At 45.9% G+C, this 22,482-nt stretch carries 27 protein-coding genes; 23 read left to right on the top strand and 4 right to left on the bottom strand.

Features of this window, described 5'->3' with window-relative positions; translation table 11 throughout:
• The first annotated feature begins 188 nt into the window (after nucleotides 1-188).
• The 21 genes from ADS79_RS29395 (at nucleotide 189) to ADS79_RS29300 (ending at nucleotide 17,042) form a co-directional block, all read left to right on the top strand.
• Entirely contained in the window at nucleotides 189-2,855 is a 2,667-nt protein-coding gene (locus tag ADS79_RS29395; protein ID WP_141260927.1) for a S8 family peptidase, read from the top strand.
• A 352-nt stretch (nucleotides 2,856-3,207) separates the two neighbouring features.
• The gene (locus ADS79_RS29390) at nucleotides 3,208-3,657 is read left to right on the top strand and encodes a hypothetical protein (protein ID WP_049742180.1); all 450 of its coding nucleotides are present in this window, start codon (nucleotides 3,208-3,210) and stop codon (nucleotides 3,655-3,657) included.
• On the top strand, nucleotides 3,657-3,848 hold the full coding sequence (locus ADS79_RS29385) for a hypothetical protein (RefSeq protein ID WP_049741994.1): 192 nt from the start codon (nucleotides 3,657-3,659) through the stop codon (nucleotides 3,846-3,848). Before ADS79_RS29390 ends, ADS79_RS29385 begins: the two co-directional genes overlap by 1 nt.
• Before the next feature lie 2 nt (nucleotides 3,849-3,850).
• The gene (locus tag ADS79_RS29380) at nucleotides 3,851-5,188 is read left to right on the top strand and encodes a phage tail sheath subtilisin-like domain-containing protein (RefSeq protein WP_049741993.1); all 1,338 of its coding nucleotides are present in this window, start codon (nucleotides 3,851-3,853) and stop codon (nucleotides 5,186-5,188) included.
• Entirely contained in the window at nucleotides 5,189-5,641 is a 453-nt protein-coding gene (locus ADS79_RS29375; protein ID WP_049741992.1) for a hypothetical protein, read from the top strand. It begins immediately after the preceding gene.
• Nucleotides 5,642-5,652: 11 nt separating this feature from the next.
• Nucleotides 5,653-6,033 carry a phage tail assembly chaperone gene (locus ADS79_RS29370; protein ID WP_236700135.1) on the top strand — a complete coding sequence of 127 codons (381 nt, stop codon included), beginning with the start codon at nucleotides 5,653-5,655 and terminating at the stop codon, nucleotides 6,031-6,033.
• Nucleotides 6,034-6,267: 234 nt separating this feature from the next.
• The gene (locus ADS79_RS29365; protein ID WP_049741990.1) at nucleotides 6,268-8,796 is read left to right on the top strand and encodes a phage tail tape measure protein; all 2,529 of its coding nucleotides are present in this window, start codon (nucleotides 6,268-6,270) and stop codon (nucleotides 8,794-8,796) included.
• Nucleotides 8,793-9,383: a hypothetical protein gene (locus ADS79_RS29360; RefSeq protein ID WP_049741989.1), complete on the top strand. Its 591-nt coding sequence runs from the start codon at nucleotides 8,793-8,795 to the stop codon at nucleotides 9,381-9,383. Before ADS79_RS29365 ends, ADS79_RS29360 begins: the two co-directional genes overlap by 4 nt.
• Before the next feature lie 19 nt (nucleotides 9,384-9,402).
• A complete protein-coding gene (locus ADS79_RS29355; protein WP_049741988.1) occupies nucleotides 9,403-10,356 on the top strand; it encodes an XkdQ/YqbQ family protein in 954 nt (317 codons plus the stop codon).
• Between the two features lies 1 nt (nucleotide 10,357).
• Nucleotides 10,358-10,606, top strand: a complete 249-nt coding sequence (locus ADS79_RS29350) for a hypothetical protein (RefSeq protein ID WP_049741987.1) — start codon at nucleotides 10,358-10,360, stop codon at nucleotides 10,604-10,606.
• Entirely contained in the window at nucleotides 10,606-11,040 is a 435-nt protein-coding gene (locus ADS79_RS29345) for a DUF2634 domain-containing protein (protein WP_049741986.1), read from the top strand. Before ADS79_RS29350 ends, ADS79_RS29345 begins: the two co-directional genes overlap by 1 nt.
• Nucleotides 11,028-11,843: a baseplate J/gp47 family protein gene (locus ADS79_RS29340; RefSeq protein WP_049741985.1), complete on the top strand. Its 816-nt coding sequence runs from the start codon at nucleotides 11,028-11,030 to the stop codon at nucleotides 11,841-11,843. Before ADS79_RS29345 ends, ADS79_RS29340 begins: the two co-directional genes overlap by 13 nt.
• Nucleotides 11,840-12,412: a putative phage tail protein gene (locus tag ADS79_RS29335; protein ID WP_049741984.1), complete on the top strand. Its 573-nt coding sequence runs from the start codon at nucleotides 11,840-11,842 to the stop codon at nucleotides 12,410-12,412. The genes ADS79_RS29340 and ADS79_RS29335 overlap by 4 nt, the downstream gene beginning before the upstream one ends.
• On the top strand, nucleotides 12,412-12,726 hold the full coding sequence (locus ADS79_RS29330) for a hypothetical protein (protein ID WP_049741983.1): 315 nt from the start codon (nucleotides 12,412-12,414) through the stop codon (nucleotides 12,724-12,726). The genes ADS79_RS29335 and ADS79_RS29330 overlap by 1 nt, the downstream gene beginning before the upstream one ends.
• Nucleotides 12,726-12,998 (top strand): hypothetical protein, encoded by a 273-nt coding sequence (locus ADS79_RS29325; protein ID WP_049741982.1) that lies wholly within the window; start codon nucleotides 12,726-12,728, stop codon nucleotides 12,996-12,998. The genes ADS79_RS29330 and ADS79_RS29325 overlap by 1 nt, the downstream gene beginning before the upstream one ends.
• Nucleotides 12,999-13,683: 685 nt before the next feature.
• Complete coding sequence (locus tag ADS79_RS35395) at nucleotides 13,684-14,739, top strand: Ig-like domain-containing protein (protein ID WP_049741981.1); 1,056 nt, start codon at nucleotides 13,684-13,686, stop codon at nucleotides 14,737-14,739.
• Nucleotides 14,736-14,939, top strand: coding sequence for a hypothetical protein (locus ADS79_RS29315; RefSeq protein ID WP_049741980.1), 204 nt, complete (start codon nucleotides 14,736-14,738; stop codon nucleotides 14,937-14,939). Before ADS79_RS35395 ends, ADS79_RS29315 begins: the two co-directional genes overlap by 4 nt.
• A gap of 55 nt (nucleotides 14,940-14,994) precedes the next feature.
• Nucleotides 14,995-15,108 carry a CD1375 family protein gene (locus ADS79_RS36355; RefSeq protein ID WP_236700134.1) on the top strand — a complete coding sequence of 38 codons (114 nt, stop codon included), beginning with the start codon at nucleotides 14,995-14,997 and terminating at the stop codon, nucleotides 15,106-15,108.
• A 207-nt stretch (nucleotides 15,109-15,315) separates the two neighbouring features.
• Nucleotides 15,316-15,603: a hypothetical protein gene (locus ADS79_RS29310; protein ID WP_049741979.1), complete on the top strand. Its 288-nt coding sequence runs from the start codon at nucleotides 15,316-15,318 to the stop codon at nucleotides 15,601-15,603.
• A gap of 137 nt (nucleotides 15,604-15,740) precedes the next feature.
• A complete protein-coding gene (locus ADS79_RS29305) occupies nucleotides 15,741-16,202 on the top strand; it encodes a phage holin family protein (RefSeq protein ID WP_049741978.1) in 462 nt (153 codons plus the stop codon).
• The gene (locus ADS79_RS29300) at nucleotides 16,203-17,042 is read left to right on the top strand and encodes an N-acetylmuramoyl-L-alanine amidase (RefSeq protein WP_049741977.1); all 840 of its coding nucleotides are present in this window, start codon (nucleotides 16,203-16,205) and stop codon (nucleotides 17,040-17,042) included.
• Nucleotides 17,043-17,117: 75 nt separating this feature from the next.
• Here ADS79_RS29300 and ADS79_RS29295 read toward each other — a convergent pair whose 3' ends face one another.
• From ADS79_RS29295 to ADS79_RS29285, 4 genes are all read right to left on the bottom strand, one after another.
• Nucleotides 17,118-17,621 (bottom strand): S4 domain-containing protein, encoded by a 504-nt coding sequence (locus ADS79_RS29295; RefSeq protein WP_049741976.1) that lies wholly within the window; start codon nucleotides 17,619-17,621, stop codon nucleotides 17,118-17,120.
• Nucleotides 17,622-17,985: 364 nt separating this feature from the next.
• Nucleotides 17,986-18,411 (bottom strand): hypothetical protein, encoded by a 426-nt coding sequence (locus ADS79_RS36570; RefSeq protein WP_307725607.1) that lies wholly within the window; start codon nucleotides 18,409-18,411, stop codon nucleotides 17,986-17,988.
• Nucleotides 18,412-18,413: 2 nt separating this feature from the next.
• The gene (locus tag ADS79_RS29290) at nucleotides 18,414-19,553 is read right to left on the bottom strand and encodes a glycosyltransferase family protein (RefSeq protein ID WP_307725608.1); all 1,140 of its coding nucleotides are present in this window, start codon (nucleotides 19,551-19,553) and stop codon (nucleotides 18,414-18,416) included.
• A gap of 4 nt (nucleotides 19,554-19,557) precedes the next feature.
• On the bottom strand, nucleotides 19,558-20,670 hold the full coding sequence (locus ADS79_RS29285) for a glycosyltransferase (RefSeq protein ID WP_049741975.1): 1,113 nt from the start codon (nucleotides 20,668-20,670) through the stop codon (nucleotides 19,558-19,560).
• 147 nt (nucleotides 20,671-20,817) lie between these two features.
• Here ADS79_RS29285 and ADS79_RS29280 point away from each other — a divergent pair, with 147 nt between their 5' ends.
• Both ADS79_RS29280 and ADS79_RS29275 read left to right on the top strand, forming a co-directional pair.
• Nucleotides 20,818-21,906 (top strand): glycosyltransferase family 2 protein, encoded by a 1,089-nt coding sequence (locus tag ADS79_RS29280; RefSeq protein ID WP_049741974.1) that lies wholly within the window; start codon nucleotides 20,818-20,820, stop codon nucleotides 21,904-21,906.
• A 59-nt stretch (nucleotides 21,907-21,965) separates the two neighbouring features.
• Nucleotides 21,966-22,169 (top strand): hypothetical protein, encoded by a 204-nt coding sequence (locus ADS79_RS29275; protein WP_049741973.1) that lies wholly within the window; start codon nucleotides 21,966-21,968, stop codon nucleotides 22,167-22,169.
• Nucleotides 22,170-22,482: the final 313 nt, after the last annotated feature.

Here is a 22,482-nt window from a genome sequence, read left to right as displayed (position 1 = left end):
CTTTACACAAGCTGACACTTGTTTATAAAATCCCATTAGTTTCCATTTATTGTTTATAATTGAGTCAAGCGAAGCGAACAGACAAAGCCATCCGGTATATAGCCGGGTGGTTTTTTTGTGCCGGTCTATTTGAAAGATAGGGTTTCGCTTGTTATTCAATCATAGGAGGTGACGGAGTTTTAGGACATGTGACTGGTGAAATTTGGAGCAAGCACGACAAATACGATACCAATGATTATTTATCAAGATCTATCGAAAAAGGAGAGATAAGAGTGGCTAAATTTAGCATCGTGTTTCATGGTTTCGACCATAGTGCAAATAAAAAAATTGTTGAGGAGTTAAACGCGAAGATCATAGACGAAATGCCGAACACCCCAAATCTGATCATCGTGGAAGATCTATCAGAACAACAGCTAGAGCAACTTGAGTTACATCCTGATGTAGTAAAAGTTCAAAAGTCTCAAGGATTTAGTCCTGCTATGGCGCAATCAGTAGAATGGTCATTGCCGCTTTCTGGTATACCAGAATTTCATAATCGAGGATATACAGGATTAGGCGTTCGGGTAGGGGTAATTGATTCAGGATTTCGTGACCACGAGGATATGACCTACGCATATCGTTATAGTGTTACCGGTGGAGATGTGACAAATGACTGGGCTAATCACGGTACGTCTTGTGCTGGAATTATTGGGATGAGGAATAACACGCTTGGGTACCTTGGTGTTGCACCCGATGCAGAACTGTACTGCATTGCAATGGATCAGGAAATTGGTTTTGGCAATGGATACAGTGGGGCAGATATTGCAAGAGCGATCGATCATTTGATAGGCAAGCAAGTAAAAGTTATTAGTATTAGCCTTGCAAAGGAGATTAATGACTCAGGTGTAGAAGCGGCGATTAATATTGCTGTTAATAAAGGTATACTTGTCATTGCTTCTGCAGGTAACTCTGGTGAAGAAGCAAGGGATATTAATAATCAGGTTATGTATCCTGCTAAATTATCTAATGTTATTGCCGTAGGAGCAGTAAAAAGAAATCGGGATCTAGCAAAATACTCTGCTAGAGGTGGAGAAATCAATGTAGTTGCCCCTGGAGATGGGGTTCGCGCACCATCAGGGACTTCTTTTACAGGCTACCAATCTTTCAATGGAACATCTTGTGCAGCACCGTTTGTAGCTGGTTTAGCAGCGTTGTTCTGGCAACAGTATCCAAATTATACAGCGTCACAAATTAGAAATCTCATCGAGACCAACGTATATGACATTGGAAAAGATGGTTTTGATAAATCATTTGGTAAGGGGATGGTTATTTCTCCTTGGACAACAATAACGAACTATCCAGGAAGACTTACTTCTAATGCCGTAATCCTTACTAACACTGGCTATAATGGATCAATTGCAAGTGATAAATATATTGTACATCATAAATACACACCTCAGGTAACTGGAAAACATCTTTTCTTTGTGGACTCAGCAACGGTTGATACCGTAATGAATGTTTATGATGACAACTACAACATGATCAACTACGATGATGACAATGGAAGTGGAACAAATCCAGCGATGGTTGTCAATTTGACTGCAGGTCAGATGTACTATGTGAAAGTTGCAAGCTATGGAACATCGACCGGAGTATATTCTTTGAAGGTGCTCACGCCAGATCAATTGACGATACTTGAGGATACCTTTGAACCGGGTGCTCCTCACTTCGATTATGAGGGGGATTGGAGACAAGAAAAAGAAGCTCAATCTGGTACGTATTGCTGGGGAAGCAAAAGTGATACACGAACGAAGTCTTCAACTAAGTTCACAGTAAAAATACCATCAGATGCAAATACACCATTGCTAATCTTCCATCATAAGATGAATGCAGATTCTCGCAACACGATGGAGGTCATTATAAACGGAGAACGTAAATTCTTGCGCACAGGTACATTTGGCTCTAGTACAACAATTTGGTCCGACCAACCAAAACAAATTGAGTTAGTCACTGGAGATAACACCATTGAGTTCGTTTACAATATGCTAGGTAGCGCCATAACAGGTTCAAATCAAGCTTACATCGACAATTTAGCAGTTGTTTTCTATTCCCCATTCAGTAAAAGTGGAGAGTCTATTGATTATCCGATTGCTGTGAACGGAACGAGCGCCAATGGTACACTGAAAGACACCAAAGACCTGTTTTTCATGTATACCGCACCGCATAAGGGTAGCTATACATTTACCACCTCTTCAGGTTTTGATGCATATATGGAAATCATCTCCTCTAATAAGTCCACTGTACTAGGTAAGGATGATGATGGAGCTGGTGACGGCCAACCAAAAGTGGTTGTTCCTCTAAGCGCTGGCGATATTGTTTATGCAAAAGTATACGGATATAGCCATTCAGCAGGGAAATATGGCCCAGTAACGCTTAACATCACACTGCCCAAAGCAAGTTCTGCGAACATTTCCGAAGGATTCGAAGGCAGCAAATATGCATTCAATTTCACTGGAGATTGGGCTGATTCCAAAGTGGAAGCATCCACCGGTACATGGAGCCGCAGGAGCAAGACAATTAACCATAAAGAAACATCTACCATGCAATTTACAGAAAGCATTCCGACCAACTATACTCAAACCCCAACGCTGAAGTTTGACTACTTCGTCAGCTCTGAAGCTAACTACGACTACTTGGAAGTGTTGGTTAACGGAGTAAGTAAACTAAAAGCCTCAGGAGAAACGGGCTGGGTAAAAGACTATTCGGTGACACTTGGAACTGGAAACCAAACCGTAACGTTTAATTACGTAAAGGACGGTTCCACATCAAAAGGGCAAGACTGCGCTTATGTAGACAACATCCGTGTCAGCTATTAATACGAAAACCAAGTGACCAAGATTCCCTAGGGGTCTTTTTTTATTGCCTGACAAAGGTTTACACACCCTGACACTGACGTTCAATTTCCTCTTCTTTACCTGATTTCGTTTATACTTGAGTCAAGCGAAACAAATAAGAGCTGCACAAAAGCCGTCCGGTATATAGCCGGATGGTTTTTTGTGCTCGGTGCGCAAGGAACCAGGCAAAAATGCCATACTTTTATGCGAGTTAAAGGTTTATGTCCACTCGCTCCTTGCTCGGCGGGCTTCGCTCGCTACGCTAGATGAAGGAGGAGAGCATATGTGACACAACGAAAATATGCGTGCCGACAGAGCGGAAGGTGGGGTTATCATGGATCATGAGCTTTCTGTACTGAGCGATCTCATTAATGAGGCCTATCCACAGCTACCGATCGTGGTAAATGTGGATGACTGGATGGCACAGCGTTTTCAAGCCCCAAGCGCGTTCCTTTTGACACATGGCGTGATGGAGACGGGGAATAGTCTAACGTCCTATCAGGTAGTTTCAGAAGGCGCCATTGTGCTTCACTATCCAAAAGTAGAAGGTGTGTATCAGCCGATTTCCACTGAACCTCTGCGTCAGCTTTTGCGAAGGCTACAATTCAGCTACCGCGGAAAAAACGATGATCTGACCATCGAGCTCGATAGCACTTCCTTGCGAATCTGGAGAGATAAACGGGATCGAGCGGAAATCACGTTTCGGTTCACGTACAAGGCTACTGTACCAAAGAACGCAGTGGACAAAATCAATATCTTTGATATCAAGGAGGTCAAAATATAGTGGCAAAGAAAGAACAGCAAGCACAATCCCCAGAGCTTGTGCAAACCAAACGAGAGTGGATTGAGAGCGCCGCATACTTTGGAGCCGAACGGTTCGAAGTAGCCGGGGCTCTTTTTTCTGAGACAGAGCAGCAGCCATTGGCAGAAAGCCAAGTAAAAAGTCGATTGAACAAATACAAAGGCGGGGTGTAACCATGACAATTCAACGTGAGCGACCAGGTGTAACGGTCGAATTGATCGCAAAAGCAAAAGAACGTGTGGTACCAAAAAGTGGTGTTGTGCTGGTGCCATATCAGGCTGAGTGGGGCGCGCCAGATGAACTGGTAAAGCTGGGTAGCTTTGACGAGCGTATGGCAGAAACATTCGGTCAGGTAGATACGATTGAGCTGGCAGCAGAAGGTGGCGCCACAATCCTGGCTTATCGTATGACAAATGGTAACGCAAAAGCGGCAGCGTATGAGCAAGCAGATGCGATCAAGGTAGAGGCACTTTATCCTGGATTACTTGGTAACGATCTGAAGCTTGCGATTGTCGCGTCCACTTCGGAGCCAGGAAAAAGAGAGCTGCAAGTAGCGGGTCCACTCAAGACAGAAAAATTCTCATTTGCAGATGCAGGAGAATTGGTTGCCAAAACGAGCCAATCTATTTACATCCGTGTCAAGCAGCTCGGTGAAACTGTGATTACTACTGTTGCCGAGACACTTTTGAACGGAGGAACGAGTGGGACAGTGGAGCTGGCTGCGGCTGATTCTACCAAGCTGTTCATGGCTGTTTCTGGCGCCGATTTCGATACGATGTATCTTCCTTTTGACGATGCAGCAGTACAAGCAGCAGCCAAGCAGTTTATGGGTGATCGTCGTAAACAGAATAAAAAGCTGAGTACGCTCGTCATTGGTGGCAAAGCCATGGACGACGACAGTATGACCAAGCACATCGAGCGCTCTGTTGCGCAAAATGCCCGTTATGTTGTGAATACAGCGATTGCAGGTCAACACAACAACGGCAAGGTCTATGGAAGCCTGGAGTGGGCTGCATGGGTAGCGGGAATGATTGCAGCGACTCCAGCACATGAATCACTTACGGCAATTGTCGTTCCACTGAAAAAAGCACTGAAGGATTGGGGCCATACCGAGATTTTGAATGCGCTGGGTACAGGTACATTGATCGCCACTCGTGACGGAGATGTTTATATCATCGAAAGCGCGGTAAATACATTAGCCGTCATCGGTACCAATGAGCGCGAGGACTACGGAAAAATTCGTGTGAGCATGACTCTCGATCAGATTGTCAACGACATCAGCCAGGTAGGCAAAAAATACAAAGGCAAACTGAGCAACAGCGATTTGGGCGGCGCTGTATTTGTATCTGCGGTCAATACCTATATGACCGTGCGTGAACAGCAAGGAGCAATCGATGCAGGCTGGACATTTGTCGATCAAAAGAATGGCGACGGGGACCGCCGAGGCTTCCTTTTGTCTGCAAAACCACTAGATGCAATCGAATACTTTGACATTGACTGGGAGGTGCTGTAATTGGCTATTGCACGCGATATTAAACTGAAGAACTGCCAAATTTACGATGAAAATGGGGACCCGATCTACGGAACTCTCGAAGGGAAGATGGTTCTCAAGGTAGAGTATGGCGATACGAATCGTCTGCAAAAAGGGAAAATCCAGACGGTCAATGACTGGCACGTAGAAGTAACGCTGAAAATTACTGCAACGAACGCAGCTCTGAAATACTACTGCGTAGAGCAATTGACCAAAGGGAAAACTCCTGTGCTGCCATTCCTGATCGGTGAAACGCTGGACAAGGAAGCTGGAAATTCCGAGCGTGTCCGTATTTCCAATATCGTATTAAATCCAGATGAGATTACATTGTGGGAAGCAAAGGCAGATGGCAACGACCACGCGACCTATGATCTCAAAGGTATGTCCATCGAAAAGCCTGATTATCTCGACGAATTGCCAGCGTACATCGAATAGGGGGAATGAACATGAGCAAGCTGCAAAAATATTTGGCAAAAGCCAATGAACAAACGCCGCGAAAAGAAATCGTGGTGAACATTGATGGTGATGAGTGGAAAGTCCGCCAATTAAATCTCTCTGAGCTGCGCGATTGCGAGCGAATGGCTGACAAAGGGGAGAAAACAAACTGGTTCCTCTACAACGATGCCCGTCTGGTGAAGGCAACGGAACACGATTTCCCTTGGAATCAGGAAGAGTTGAAAAAAGCGTACAAAGTAGGCACGAAGTATGAGCTGGTGGAAAAGGTTTTCTGCGATAATCCAGAAGGCTATACGAAGCTGCTCAATGCTGTTCGCGAAGTAAACGCAGGCCAATCTGAGGAAGAAGCCATCGAAGAAGCAAAAAACTGATCCGATCTGACGGAGAAGCCTGGCATGTTTGCCGCGCCTTTCTAAGAGGCAGAGGCAGACCGTCGGATCTACTAGAATACGAGGTTGATCTGTACAAGCAAAAACTATTTTTGTTTGCTTGTCAGATCATTGAGTCAGAGGAGGAAAAGGCCGGGGGATGATCCTCGGGCTTTTCTTGCTTTTAACTTCAAGCAAATTTTTAGTGACCTCAGTGAAAGACAGGAGGTGAATCATGTGTCTACGGATGTAGGAAATTTAAAAGCGGCTAGTAGTGAAATTAAAGCCATAGGTAAAGAAATTAGTAATACAACTAAAGCCCTTGCTCATATGGAAAAAAAGCTGAGTAGTATGACTGGTGAGTTTTCATCAAAGACGGAGCGGCTTAAGCGTAGTATGAAAGGCTTACGATCCGAAATCAATGGCCTGAACAACCTGAGCGCAACGCCGCGTATCGAATTAATTGAAAAGGGCTTTAGCAAGCTTGGTGCTCTCAAGCAGCAGCTTTTAAGTTTAAGTACTACTGCTGCTGGGATTGCAATCGGCTCTTCTATTGGAGGAATGATAGATGAGGCGAAGGCAGCAGCTAGAGAGCGAGGTTTGTACGCTGCCAGCGGGAAGACAGAAAAGCAAATGCAGGACTTTGATCAGCTTACAAATAAAATCATGGATATCAATCCATATCTGAACAAGCCGCAAGCGATGGCAATGATCTCAAGAAGTGAACAGCTCAATCCCGACCATGCTGATAAATATGCAGAACGAGCAGCGATGCTCAGCGTTACTACGGTATATTCACCGGAAGAACATTTACGGATGATGGCTTCTATGCGTGAGGGGACTGGCATTGATGATCCTACGCGTTTAGCCAACTCTATTCAAGAAATGAGCAACACGGTTGGCGATATGAACGGTAAGTTTGTTAGTTCGATTGTTGAGTTCAGCGAAGTGAATGGAAAACTTCTTAATACGCCGGAAAAAATGGCGGCTATGGTGTCTGAGATTAAGAACTTGGGGATTCTGAACGATGACAAGGCATTTGGTGCTCTGCGAGAGAGTGTCACTAGGCTTACAAATCAGGAAGAATTGACTACGATCCTCAAAGCTCAATTTGAAGGACAGGGTTCTCGAAAACCGGAGGAAGCACAGCTCAAGGCCGAAGAGGAGGCTAAGCGACTTAATACTGCTCTAACTTCAGGAGATAAGGATGAACAACGAGTTGCGCTAGGTAAAGTAATGATGGCCATCGCTTCGATTGAAGATCAGGGTACGCAACAGAAGATTCTCTACAATTTGGGGGGAATACCAGGCAAGGAGATTTCTGAGGAATTTGCAAAGCTACTGGATGCAGCAGGTAAAATAGCTACTGGGGAAATCCGCCCGCAGGTTGGAAATGAGACGCAGAAGGCTTACGAGGCAGCCACCAAAGAGAACGAATACTTTGCGTTAATGAAGGAGCAGGTTTTGGCAAAACAGGTAGCATTGGAAACTCTTTCAAAGGTTACTAATGATCTATCCGGGGTCTTAACTGGATTATCAAGATTTGCTGCTTCCCTGGCTGGTGGTTTTAATGGTTGGCCAGATTGGGGAAGATATGCACTTTTGATCACCATAGGTGTAATGGGAGCAACTAGCCTAATTAGCAGTACAATTTTTACAGCAAGAGCATTTGTATCGTCACTCAAACTAATCTACCAAGCAATACGAGAAATTCCTTCTAGTGTAAAGACGAAAGTTTCTAATTGGAGAACAAAAGGGACTGATGTTAATACAGGAGGTCCTACTTCACCTTCTGGAAAACAACAGCCCCGGAATTCAACAGATAGAAAGCCTGCCCCCATATTCCAAAACATATACAAGGCGATACTAGAATTACCCTCGAAATTAAAAACGAAGTGGACAAACGGGGGAAAAGAGACACCAAGTATTGATACGGGTGGAGCAGGATCAACATCACAATCATCTTCTCGTAAAATCAAGTCGAAGAGTAAGAACAAAACGAACAAAAATCAGAAAAAAAATAGTAGTGGGAGAAATAGCAACCAACCTGGATTACAAGGAGGAAGTTCCTCTTCTCCGAAAAATGGCTTCGCACACGGTGGAGGTACATCCTCTTTGATAAGCGGATTTTCCCACACAGATAGTGGCATCGCTGGTTTCAAGGGTGGAGCAAAAGGACTACTACGAAGAGTTCCTCTTCTGGGACACGCGCTCAGTCTCGTCGATTTTGCCCAATCGGACAACAAGCTAGAAACGGCAGCCCAATTAGGGACAGAGGCACTTGGAGGCTGGGGAGGAGCAGCAGCTGGAGCGGCAGCAGGTGCAGCGATTGGATCTGTTGTTCCTGTGCTTGGTACCGCGCTTGGAGGCGTAATTGGTGGGCTGATCGGTGGATTTGGTGGTTCGATGGCTGGGAGTGCAGCTTTTGATGGAATCAAATCGCTGTGGCAAGATGAACCACCACCAACAGTTGCAATGCCGAGGCGTCCTCTTTCCAAGGAAGTGAGACAAAACCTTCTCCAAAGCATGCCAGCTGGCCCGCCTGTACCCGATCAGTCACCTGTCAGTGGTCATCAAGCAAAGTCACAACCCATTTCACTCACGATTCCGCAAATCACCATCCCGCTTCATGCAGAAGGTGTTTTGCAGGATATCCCTACGATGCTGAGAATGCTGAGTGACCCTTCAGTAGGACAAAGAATTAAAGATATCATCGAAAAATCATTGCTAGATGCATTAGAAACCAGAGGAGGTGTGACTGTTTGATTCGCTTGCAAGGCAAATATAGGTTGACATTTCCTGTCACACCTGCTGAAATCCAGTTTCGAGGCTATGGTAATGACACGGAGAGCATCACATCTATTACGCTATCGACAGAAAATCACATTTCTGCAAGACGTCCCAAGTCGATCTCTTTTGACTTCTTTCTCCCGGGAGATAACAGTGCTCCCTTTATTGAGGTAGAGGGTTATCAAGGACCAGGATCATGGCTTGCGGGACTGGAGCGTTTAACAGGTACAGAGGTACTTTTGACAATAGATGAGCTGGATTTGGCATGGGTTGTACTCATCGGTCCATGCGACGGCAAGTTTCAGGGAAAAAATGTTGATTTCCACGGTTCTATCGAGTTTCCACTGTTTGAAAAGAATGAGTTCATCACATGGAGCAATCAGACACAGCTGCTCAGTCCAAGTACGATTATTACAAAGCAGCAGCCTGCAAGGCCGAATACAAGCGGCAAAGTAGCCAAGAAAACTCAAAAGCAAAATTCGAATTCTAAAACTCCTCCTACTCAAGTGGAATCTACAGGACAAAAGAGAATTATCGAGATTAAACTGGAACACGCATACTAAATGTAACGGAGTTGATGGAATGAAAGTCATTTACGGAAAAGAACAAACCCGCTATGACCTGACTCCAGCCGTTACGGAGCTGTCCTGGTCCTCAGCGCGGGGACAAATCGCGCAGAATTGTGATGTGAAAATAAAGGATGGCCCGCCACTGAAGTCGGCGGGCTTTTTGATGCTCTTTACTGGCTCAGAGCTAAAGGTAGCACAGCAGTTCTTTCATGGACCTCTCGTACGTTTTGATCGCGATGATCAAACGAGAGACCTTTCTGCGACAGCCTATGAGCTCGGCTGGTATTTGCAAAAGAACGAAATCTCCAGAACCAAGCTGGATGGTGATGCCGGTTCCGAGCTTGCGCGTATTATCAAGGCAGCTGGAATTAGTTTTACTTGTCCCGCCTTTGGATTTTTGACAAAGGAACGGGTTTCACCACAATCGTATACTTCTCTTTTTACTTCCCTGACAGACCAGGCATATGAGAAAACGGGGATTCGTTATTTCGTCCAGTACGAGCGTGACAAGCTGACGGTACTCCCAGAAGGTGGAAATCGTATGATCCCGATGTTCAAGGCCAGCATGCTTACCAGCAGCTCAACCGGAGAGAGCATCGAGGAAGTATACACAGTAGTCACAGCAGAGCGGTATAAAGAGGAGCAAATCGCGAGCAGCGCAACCAAATCGAATGATACGTTGGTCAAGGAAATTGGGCGAATGCAAAAGGTGATTGACGCGGGGGAGGACAAAAATGTGTCTGCATTGGCTGCTAAGCAGTTGGCTGAGCTGTCCAAAATCCCGAAGACACGCTCCATTACGACCAGACACGAGGATGAAAATGCTGCCAGGCTTCGAGCTGGTTGGCTGATCAAGATCATGGAAAAGGACAACCAAACAATAACCGATTGGATTGTGACCAATTGTCAAGCCCGCTACAAGGGTGGTTTGTACACGATGGATCTCCAATTGGAAAGGAAGGCGTAAGATGCATTCAGTCATTGCAAAACTCAGAGGATATGCGCAGGACGGCTTGCAAAACACTCGTGGAGAATTCGGGCAGCTTCTGTCTTTGACCCCGTTATCCGTGAAATTGGATGAAGACCCTACTCCCTTGGAGCCATATGAGCTGGCAACCCTGCGTTCCGCTTCTTTGAGGCAGGAGGATGTAGGCAAAAAAGTAGCTCTGCTTCGGTGCACGAATGACCAATATCTTCTGCTCGGGGTGGTGGAATAATGTTTCCCGAGCTACAAGGTTCAGAGGAAATTATGGCTACCCAAACAGACGCGTCGATTCCATGGACGTATCAGTTTGATTGGGATACCAAACAATTGAGACAGGGTCCAGATGGCAGATATTTGCGTACTCAAAATTATGCGCAATATTTGGAGGAAACAGCTAAAAAAATCCTTAATACACGGCGATTCCGTTACTCGATTTATTCCGAACGCTATGGCGTTGATTTTTTGACAGACAGAGGACGAATGCGGTCAGGGATTTCCTTGGCAGTGGTCAAAGCTCAAGCGGAGGAAGCGTTGGAAGCGCACAGTGAAATTGAAAGAGCAGAGGTCAGCGATATTCGGTTTGAGGGAAACCGGGTCATTTTTCACGTGGGGATTACAGGAGCACGAGGCATAACGAGAATGGAGGTGGACGTATGGCAACGCTAGAGAAACCGAAAATGCCGATTTTGCGAGAGACGCCGGATCAGATCTATCAGCGAATGGCGAATCGGATGAGGCTTTTAGCCGAGCAAAAAGGAGATACCCCGCCAGCTACAGAGGAAGGAGAGATTTTTTACGATTTGCTCTATCCTTTGGCTGAAGAAATTAGTGAGCAACAGCAGCTTTTGGAATACGCCTTTTTACAGGGCTTCTTACCTTGGGCAGATATGGAGTTTCTCGATGCTCACGGTGTCTTTCTGGGTCTTCCTCGAAAGAGAGAAGAAGCAGACGAGGATTATCGAAAACGGCTGATCGAGCGGGCGCGGACAGAAGAAGGGGATGGGCGTCGAGGTGACTATGAGCGGTGGGCGAGAGATATTGACGGTGTTGGAGATGCCACTGCAATCGAAAAGGCCCGTCATGACTTGTCTATCGACGTATATATTACGGACTCACAGCGGCAACCAGCGAGTGTCGAGCTGGCGCAACAAGTAGAGTTGAAGCTGAAGGAAAAACGGCGGGCCTTGCATGATTTAAAGGTATTGCCTGCCAAGATTTTTGAGATTGCCATTGAAGTGAAGCTTGTCCTGCGGGAAGGTGTGGTCATTGATCGGGTGAAGGATGCGATTAGGGGTCAAATCAACGCCTATTTGCAAGGGCGATCCAGGATCGTCTATCAGCAGATGGGATCACTTTTTTTCGTAGACGGTGTACTAGACTTTACGAGCTACACATTAAATAGTGGGACAGCCAACATAACGATAGATGGGGATGCAGTAGCCATGCTCAACCTGGTGGTGACGACATGATCCCGGAGAAATACAGAAAGATGCTTCCGCCCTACTGGTATGAAAATCGAGTGGCCGAGTACCATTTTGAAGGTGCTGCTACACCTGTTGAGTACTATGCGGAGAAGAGAAATGATCTCAGGCAACAGCTGTTTCCACTATCTGCTACTTGGGGGCTTGATTACTGGGACTGGACATATTTTGGAAAAAAGCAGTCATCCAGCTTGGAGCAACGACGAAAAAACATTCAGCAGCAGCATTGGGCCTATCTCGGTTTTGCACCTGAGGTATTGCGGGCAATTGGGATCGCCTCTTCAGAAGGAAAAAGAGTAGAGATGATCGAGGATTATCCTACTAAGCTTATTCGCTACGTTTACCCCATCCATGATCGGTTTGATATACGCCATGCCGTTACAGCTGTGGAAAAAATTCGCCCTGTGCATTGCAATGGCGTAGGGGTGGAGCCAACAACCGATACTATCATAGAATTGATTGATCAGGTGTTAATAGGACTGAAAAGATACCACATGGTTAAAGAATTTCGAGTAGGTATGACACCGATCAAGCAAATGGAGGAGGTAGTTATCTGATGCACCAGGAGTATTTGACTTTAGTCAGAAATGATCTGCTCAATCGGGTGAAGGAAGGCAGTGTGCTAATCAATGATCGTGTAAGTGTACCAGTTCGAGCTGTTGTTATTACCTCACATCCTGTTATTGAATTGCAGCAGTCGGTCGCACTTCAGATTCAGACTATGCAGATAGATGCCGTTCCTGTTATTACAAACCTGAAGCTGAAGACGGCCGAAGGGATAATCGTAGCTGAAAAGGATACTTACACCGTGAGAAACGATGCGCAATTTTTAACGGTATCGTTTGTCGTCCAAGTGAAGGAGGGACATTAATGGTCTATCAGGCAAAGATTGATTGGCAGCCAGATTCGCCGGTAACTGAGCAAGATATTAACCGCTGGGAGCAAGGGATTTTGGATGCTCACCTGCTGATTGCACTGCTGCAAGCCGATGTTTCTAATTTGAAGAACCGCTTGAATACACTCGAAGCCACGTTGCCAGATAACTTCATTCATAACAATTTCAATGATGATTTGTCCACGATTGATTCTATTCGGGTCATTCGCGGGTATTACAATCAGGCACAGAGCCGGTTGGAGGTTTAATGAATGATGTTGTTGGCGAGCAATTTGAATATAGCCATTACAGGAGGTGACAGAGGTGCCGAATAATACTTTTCCAGAGAGTACCTCACGAAGTCAAACCCATACCTGGACGATACCAAACTTGAAATCTGTGCTAAGTGTGAAAGTCAGCTCGGGTAACGTATCATACTCAGTCAGCGGGAATACAATCAGTTTCACTCTAACGAATGGGACAATAACGAGAAGAGTGCAGACTGGAGGAAGTTATACTGATGCTGATACAAAATTCGTGACTGGTCAAACCTCTGCGAGCTATAACTCTGGCGGATATGTTGGGACATTGACGCAGTATGTTGCATCTGGTAGTTATACGCCTGCTGATACGAAAACAGTTTCTCAGTATAAGGGTTTTCGTATGAATTATTATAAAAAGTGGAATGGGACTACATGGGCAAATGATGGAAATTCCTTAGAACAAAGCGGTACTAGTGTTTATGATCCTATTATTTATAATAGTGGCGGGTATACAGGAAAACTCAGTTGGAGTGGTTTAAGCTCAACTTCTACAATTGCAACTTACCCCGCACCAACAAACCCCACATTAAATCAAAGATATATTTATGAGGTAACGGAACCTACGTATCTATATACAGGATCAGTGACTCGCCCTGAATCTGATACCCGAGTTTATAGATATGAAGGTTATGTGACAAAACCAGCTGTAGATACTCGGACATACGATAATTATTATCAATACACAGTTACTGTCGATTACACTACTAATGCAAATCCAACTGTTGCAATTTCAAAGCCTACTGATAACCAAACACTGACAGAAGGAAACTCATTTCAGCTACAGGGCTCCGCATCCGATAGCGACAACGGTAATGTCATCACAGTCAAATACAAAATCAATTCTGGCCCAATCAAGGCGTTGCAATCCGGAGTATCAAACGGAAGCGCGCCTATTTCTTTTGACCGAACGCTAACCTACCGGACCAAGCGTATTTACGATGGAACTGCAGATGTAACCGGTGCAGACCTTGCAGAGAATACAGACCATACCCTTACCGTCTGGGCAGAAGACGACCAGGGAGGCAAAAGCGCGGAGCTCACGCGTAAATTCAGAGTCATTTGGAACCGCCCACCTGTCATTGACGGAACAAATACGAATCTGGGTTCGATCAAGATACCGCCAGCACTTGAGTATTCTGCGACAGATCCAGAAAATCAGACGTTTACCATTACCGAATATCTTAACGGAAAACAGCTTCGTTCTTTTCCAGGCACTGCTGGACAGAAGTACCCATTTACCATTGATCACGATACATGGATTCGACTAGACTTAGACGTCGCTCATCAATTGAAAGTGAGAGCAACAGACAGCACTGGACTTTTCTCTGAACGTATCTATACATTCACCCGTATTGAAACGCACATCGAATTTATGCTTGATTTAGCCAATCCAAGTGTACGCGCGCAATTCAGCCTTGATGGTAAGCCTGAGCGTGTACTGCTTACGTTGGATAAGTATTTACCAACAGGGGCGATGATCGAAAGTGTAAAGGTATGCAATAATGCCCTGGATGCGTCCCCAACATGGGAAGATGCAACGGGTGCTGTAAAAGGAGGGCGCGGCTACCTTTTCACAAATAAGACAAAGACAGCAGAGAATTGGGCCATAAACTTCTGGGTAACAATCGCTAAGGGAACAGCTGCCGAGCGCGTCAAGCTGAACGGATATGGGGGTGCTTTCGATTGATTACAATAACCAACACAGCTCCAATTTCGCAAATCCGATCACAACAAAAAGGAACAGACGCTGCAAAATTCGCGGAATTAGAAAACGCTCTAGCAGAAGCGAAAGCAGAAAATTTGCTTATCATGGAGGCTACAGCACAGGTTTACGAGGAGCTGCAGGCTCTTAAGGTGCAGATGAATAACGCTCCATCAGGACCATAATTCCTACAATATAAAATAGAGAAAGAAAGGTTAGGAACTCGTGGTTGAAATCTACGTGAAACTAATCATGAACGGTCGCCGTACGTTCGAGCAGGTTCCAGAAAACCTGCAAACGGCAGTCAAAAATCAACTGGATTTGCTAGGGCTGGAAACAACTGTGGGAGGATAACAAAAAATCTCCAAACCCTAACTTTTGATAGCTTACGAATCCAAAGCCTAGGGCGTATACTACTTATGCCCATTGTAAAATTCCGATCATTCCCGTTGATGGAACGCCGTGTGCGATGAAAATCGCCCGCACGGTGTAGGCTCGAACGAAGCCCTCCAATAGAGAGAAGGGGACAAAGTCGAGAATAGCATACCAACAGCTCAAAACTTGTTCTACAATGACCTGGACAACGATGATAGCAAAGTGAATGGAGTCCTGACTTGGGACGGGGCTGCTGATGAAGCAGAGGTCAAAGCGTACAACGTGTACTTTGTGAGCCAATCGAATGTGAGAACGCTCATGAAATCGATTCCTAAAGGCTCCACGTACGAGTATACGTTCAACGAATTAGCCGTACCCGGACACTCCGAGAAGCTGGCCGTGTATGCGGTAGACAGCTCTGACGCAGAGTATCCTGCTCATGCATGGGTCTATTACTTTAATCTCACGTTGTAATCCATCACGGCTGTACACCCATTTTAAATTCCCTGGAGCTCATTCTAGGGAATTTTTTGTACCATCAAACAGAGGGGGGGTCTAAAAGGCTCTCCCTCTTATTTTTTCCCCCAAGGGGGTGAGGAGGAGATACGTGCATGAAGTTTTTACACAGCTTGGATAGCATCGCGACTCCGGCAAACGGATGGGCGGCCACAACGGGTGCACTATTGTCATCCGTCTTTCACTATTTTTACGGCACGAACCGGCAGGACATTCTGGTCGTGCTCTTTTTTATGATTGCACTTGACTGGATTACAGGAGTCTCGGCCGCAAAAAAGGATTTATCTTATTCGTCCGAGTACGGTCTCGCACGGATTCCACGAACATTATTTATCGTTGCATTGCCGGCAGTCGGGAACTTGCTGGACCGGGTGATGGGTACGCCGGGCTTTCTCTTTTATGGCGTCACCTTCGCGCTGATTTACCACACGTGGACGAGTCTGACAGCTAATGCGCACCGGGCGGGCTGGCCGATGCCAAAATCGGTTGAGCGCCTGGTGAGTGCAGAGATCAAGGCGAAAGCAGAACGTGCCGAGAGAAAGGAGCCGCGCTCATAAATGCAAATCAGCGACATGTTGTTAACAAATCCTAAAGCACGTCCACGTACCAAAATCGTGCCAAAGGGAGTCGTCATTCATTGGACTGCCAATGAGCGCAGTGGGGCGAATGCAGTGGCAAACCGCAACTTTTTTAACAATCCGACTACGGAAGCGAGTGCCCATTATATTGTGGATGACGCGCAGATCATACGCTGTCTCCCAGAGGATGAGATGGGCTACCATGTTGGAGCAAAAGCCTACAAGCCTATGGCACTGGCAAAGCTCAGCTCCTATCCCAATAACTGTACGATTGGAATCGAGATGTGCGTCAATGCCGACGGACATTTTCCAGTGATGTATCAGCGAACGGTGGAGCTGACTGCCTCCATTTTAAAAAAATATGGTTGGGGCGTGGAACAGCTGTGGCGCCACTACGACATTACGGGAAAGATTTGTCCTGCATTTTTTGTTGAGGATGACTACGCCCGAAAATATACAGGATCCAAAGCAACAGAAGCGTGGGAGAAGTTTCAACAGGATGTCCACAGGTTGCTCACAGCTTATCCACAAAAACCACAGGGTGATGTGGATAAATGTGAGGTTCAGATCGCGCTTGCTACCCATGGATTTGTCATCAATGGCGTATCGTATGTGCCTGTGAGAGCCATTGCAGAGGCAGTAGGTGGAGTAGTAGGATGGGAGCCTGAAACGCAGACAGTAACAGTAAATGGAAAGGTGATTGCTTGCACAAATGAAAAAGGAATCTCATACGCGGCGACGAGAGAGCTGGCATCTCTGTTGGGACTTGGCGTCGAGTGGGATGGTCAGCGGAAGTTGGTCATCTTGCGGAAAGAATAAACGAATAGAAACGAACCCAAAAAAAGCCGCAGATCATCTCTGCGACTTTTCGGGTGGCCAGCATCTGATATGGATTTACAGAACGCGGATCTTGATGGTATCTCGAGCACTCAGGGTGAACCCAGGCTTCACTATCTGGTGATTCACCAGAATTTGCCCAGCTTTTATTCTGTGGATAACTTGATTGCGACTCCAGCCTTCGATCTGTTCGGCGAGGAGTTTGTCGATACGGAAACGTCCCTCTACATGCTCGATGAGGATCGTTACTTCCTGTACCCCATTTTCTAGATATTGTGAAAGGTGGAGGCGGGGGAGCTCGAATGGTTGCTCAAACGTCTCCGCATCCAGCACCTCCCGATGATCTGTGTAAGCTTTATAGGTGGCTAGCTTTTCATTCCACGTATGGTTTTTCACACATTTATAAATGGCAAAACGATAAACATTTTTACCGTTGGAGTTATGGCGGCGAATCATAGTGTCCAAAAACGGAACTGTTCTTCCGCAATTGCTGCAATAGCGCAGCACTTCTTGTTCCTGTTTATTTTCGATTAATACCCACGTATGCTCGTTCGTCAGCAAGGTCCTTCACCTCTTTGGAAAGTGAAAGGAACGCACCTGCTATTTGGATGTCCTGCAGAAGTAGAGCGGTTTTTTGGCAACAAAAAAGGAGAGTCCCCAAAGAGGAATCTCCGTACGAATCTACAACTACAGATTTCGTTACGTTCCTTTGTAATGGGAAAAAAGGGCAGACTGCACCTGTATGAAAAACGATGTGGTTTTTCCAGGGCAAGGCTATCCAGTTTTTTAGGCCATTACAAAGTTATAGTTGGCATACGTTTGGTACCGTACCTTTCCATCCAAATAGACGTACACCAACTTTACCATATATCTCATTTATTTCCAATATACTGGATCAAAAAAGCTTGCAGCTCTTTCTCAGGGGCTATTCTCTCCATGCAACCAAGTGGGGTTCGGGATCGAGAATCGATTCATATTGTTCTTTCCAGCCATAAGCTGCTGACGGGTCCAGTCGTTTGTACCCCGCGTACTTTTCCTGACGAATGGAATCGGTGGCCCAACCTAGATGCTTGACACGGAAGTAGCTTAAAAAAGAGGGAAGCTCAAAAATATTAGATGGAAAACGCCCACAATGAAGAGGGTGCTCTTTCCAGGTGTAGCGATGATTGGGTCTGTAGCGAAGGATAAATGGACGGTAAATGCCGTGAGCATGCCAATATGGATCTTCTCGGTAATGAGAGTCTGACCACATATCGTAAAGACGGAAGCAGCAGACATCTCTTGTTTCACTGGCAAGGAGTGCCCGAGCATTTGGTGGGAAGCCATCTTCAAATACTTCATCTGCGTCCATGTTCAAGATCCATTTGGATCAGATTTGATTGTCTCTTGCCATTGCTGTTTGCGCAGGTCGACTTCATTATGTGCGAACTGAGAGGTTGTATTTTTGACGAGATGGAGCGGAATTCCCTTGAGAACTTCATGGCAAATTTCCAAGCTGTTGTCGGTACTGCCGTCGTCTATAATGACAGCTTCATCTATGTATTCGCGACGCTTGGAGAGGACGTAGGCAAGGTGCTTATCCGCTTCATTATGGATGACCATGGATAGCGTAATTTTGGGACGAGGGGTACTTTTGGCAGCGGACACGGCAGGTGTGCCATTTCGAATAGGGGTAGCACGATGAATTTGTCTCATCCATGTGGTTGCTTCGGAAAAATCTGCTTCCCGATAGAGGTGAAAGGCAGGGTGATGGGTATCGACGAACAAGGAAAATCCCAATGCTTGTGCGCGTATGCAAAAATGCCGATCCTCGCCCCAAAAGCTGAGGTTTTTAATCCGCTCAAAGCTGACTCCAGCCTTCAGTGCTTTTTTGCGAATAAGCGTGCATGCACCCAGACCACCTACTTCATGGACACCAGGAACTCGCAGCTTTCCAAAAAACGAATATTTGCGCAGGTATTGCTCCTCGGGAGTCAAAAGTTCGGTTCGTGAGCTTTCGTACTGAGTGTACTCGTCTATGAGCCAAACTTGCGGGGCAGGCAAGCTGTTTGGCGTCCAACTCGTCCAAAAGATTTCAGATATAATATCCTTTTCGGATGCCAAAAGGACTTCTAGCGTTTGTGGTTGAAGGAGCAGATCAGAATCTACGAGAAAAAGTCCGTCGTAGCCAGATTGACGAGCATGATTCATGATTTGGTCCTTGAAACCAGCCACCTTCCAAACCAAGTCATCTGTCCAAAAATGTGTCGTTTCGTCGCATACGTATTCCAGATTAGATTTTTGCGCGGAAACAATTTCGACGTGCCCCGCATGGCGTCGTGCAAAGCTCTGAAGCATTCGACTTGAAGCAGGATCAGTGTTGTCGTCGATAAAGTAGTAATCAATGGCTGTCGTTTTGGAGACCAATCTCTCGAGTGAGAAGAAAAACATGCGAAGCACATCTGGCTTTTGGCAGATCGGGCTCCCAATCAAAATCCGTAGTTTTTCACTCATGGAATCACTCCTCGTTTGCTATGGATAGAGCAGGCTTTGGCCAGTTTTCTTGGACAAGACCAGCAGAAAACTGGTGGTAAACCTCTGCTTCCGGTTTTTTCCCCAGCCGCTCCATACAACTCCCCAAATAAGAAAACGCGTAAAAGCTGCCCATTCCGCGCAGGCTTAAATGCTCCCAGTGCTCCTCTCCCAATGTCAGACAATGCTCGAATACATTTATCGCTTCCTCATACATCTCATGCTCCATTAGAAATACACCTTTGTAAAAATGCAGGTCGACATAATTGGGATAGAGCTGAATGGCACGCTCGATTCCGGGCCACGCTCCCCGCATACTGCCATGTCGAAAAAGGATCTCGTATTTCAATTGATACAGGAGAGAAGGAGGAAGTTGTTTTTTTGTCAGAAAGCCTTCGATGGCGATATTGACCAGTGCAAAGGCTTGCTCCCACTTGCCAGCGCGATACAGCTCATTGGCTAGGTGATACTCACACCAAGGCTCGTGATCCGGTTTTTCCTGTTCACGGAGCAACAGCTCGATATTTCGCTGGACTTTTTGTTTGTAGGAAATTGAATCATCCATAAAACCGAAATGATGAATTTCTACAGGAAGCAGTGGGACCAGTTGTGTAAGGTCAGCTCCGTCTGGCCAGATAATTGTCTCGTGAATATCTTTTTCGAAGCGGAAGCCTTTTTTGTTACGGAATAAACGAATTTGCGCCAAGCGAAACGAGTGTTGAGGGGAAGCTTCTTCTTTTTTTGCCCCAAGGTAATGAATGACCTTCAGAAAAAGAGCATTGCTTTTACTGGAAATCACGGCCTGTCGAAGTACGTCCTGGTCATCACCAGATAATTCTTCATCCGCATCCATCCACAAAATCCATTCTCCGACCGCATGCTGCAAGCCGATATTGCGCGCTTTGGCAAAGCTATTCTCCCAAGGAACCTCGATCACTTTGGCGCCGTATTGGCGACAAATCTCTTGAGTCCCATCCGTTGATCCCGTATCTACTACAATGATCTCATCGATGACAGAAAGTACGCTTTGCAGACATTTTTCGATCTGATGCGCTTCGTCTTTTACAATGAGGCACAAAGAAATCAAGGGGGGCGTCATGTCCTTTACCACCTGCCTTGCTTTGGTTTCATGCATACTATACACCCTATTCTGAGAAACCCATGCTTATGAGAATCCAAGATACATAAAGCAAGACGAGGCGAAATAGGATGGTAAAAAATCAATCAGGGGAAGGGAGAAGCCCGTATGATCACGGTCAGCTTGTGCATGATCGTTCGAGATGAAGAGGAGACAATCGGTCGATGCTTGTCGACTGTGCGCGATTTAGTGGATGAGATCATTATCGTGGACACGGGCTCTGTCGACCGTACCAAAGAAATATGTGCGTCCTTTGATGCACGCATCTTTGATTTTCAATGGATCAATCATTTTGCCGCCGCGCGTAATTATGCGTTTGAGAAAGCTAGAATGGACTATATCTTCTGGCTAGATGCAGATGATGTACTCGAAGAAGTGGATCGCCTCCGTTTTCAAAAGTTGAAGGAGAGGCAGGATTTTGCCTTCGCTTACGTCTCGATGCCGTATCACTTGACTTTGGATGAGAAAGGGCAGCCCATTCATTATCAACGGCGAAACCGACTAGTGAGGCGTCAATGTCAATTTGTGTGGCACGGAGCTGTTCATGAATATCTGGAGGTTAGTGGGAATGGTCTACATAGTGACATTTCGATCACTCATCGGAAAATGAAGCCGTACTCGGACCGAAATCTGCAAATATACCTCAACCGTAAGGAGCGTGGTGAGGTATTTGAGCCACGGGATCAGTATTATTTTGCAAATGAATTGTACGACCATGAACGAAATGAAAAGGCAGCGGAACAATATCAAGTATTCTTGGATAGCGGGATGGGATGGGTAGAGGATCGGATTGCAGCGTGCTATAAGCAGGCTACCTGCTATGGGCGACTGAATCAACCGGACAAACAAATTCAATCACTTGTGCGCTCTCTAGCATATGATACTCCTCGCGCAGAGCTCTGCTGCAGGCTAGGCGCATTTTTTGCGGATAAACTGAATTTTCAACAGGCGATTTACTGGTACAGACAGGCAACAATGTTGGAGCGCCCACAAGAGGCAATGGGTATGACGGATGAATCAGCCTGGACGTGGCTTCCCCATCTCCAGCTTTGCTACTGTTATGATCGGATTGGCGACATCATAAAAGCTAAAATTCATCATGAAATGGCAAAAATGTATAATCCCAACCATCCGAGTGTTCTTTACAATGAAGCGTACTTTGCAGGAAGGAACGAACAACATTCTTCGGCTCAATAAGCCGGGAGAAGTCGTACAATGTTAATTCAATAATACTTTGGAGCTAGAAGGTAAGTCTGGTGATTCAAGCGATGATTGTCGTGAGGAGTAGCCTCTCGAGTGGGCATTATGAGAATACGGTGACATGGGCGCATAGTATGGGAGTTGAGCTGCAGGCGGGGGGCTTGGAACATCTCATGGATGCGTCTTTCGCTACGGAAAAATCGCTTGCCGTATTGACAAGAAGTAAGACCCTTCAAAATCAGGTATTACTTACGTTTTAAAATGATTCATCTAAGGAGGGGGAGCATTACTTAAAGATGAATTGAAGACAACCAGTGTATGGCTTGACGCGATGCCCTGACCCGAATCAGCAGGATTGTTTATCTTTATAGAATTTCGGTAAAATCTGTATTCGAGAAACGAAATTCCCCTTCGAGTAGGGTAGTCAAGAAAATTAGTTTGTCATTCCTTTTTTTGAGTTCTTGAAGCTGCCGCAGAGCTTGTGGATCAAGTCAGTATAAATGCGAGGCGGGATCAACCATGCTTGTAAATGATCAGCCTACTTCGGCGGAAACACCTTGCAGCAAATGCGGC

The sequence above is a fragment of the Brevibacillus reuszeri genome (assembly GCF_001187725.1).
GTDB lineage: Bacteria > Bacillota > Bacilli > Brevibacillales > Brevibacillaceae > Brevibacillus > Brevibacillus reuszeri.
The sequence above is the reverse complement of the archived record's forward strand: the minus strand, read 5'-3'. Positions and strand labels throughout refer to the sequence as shown.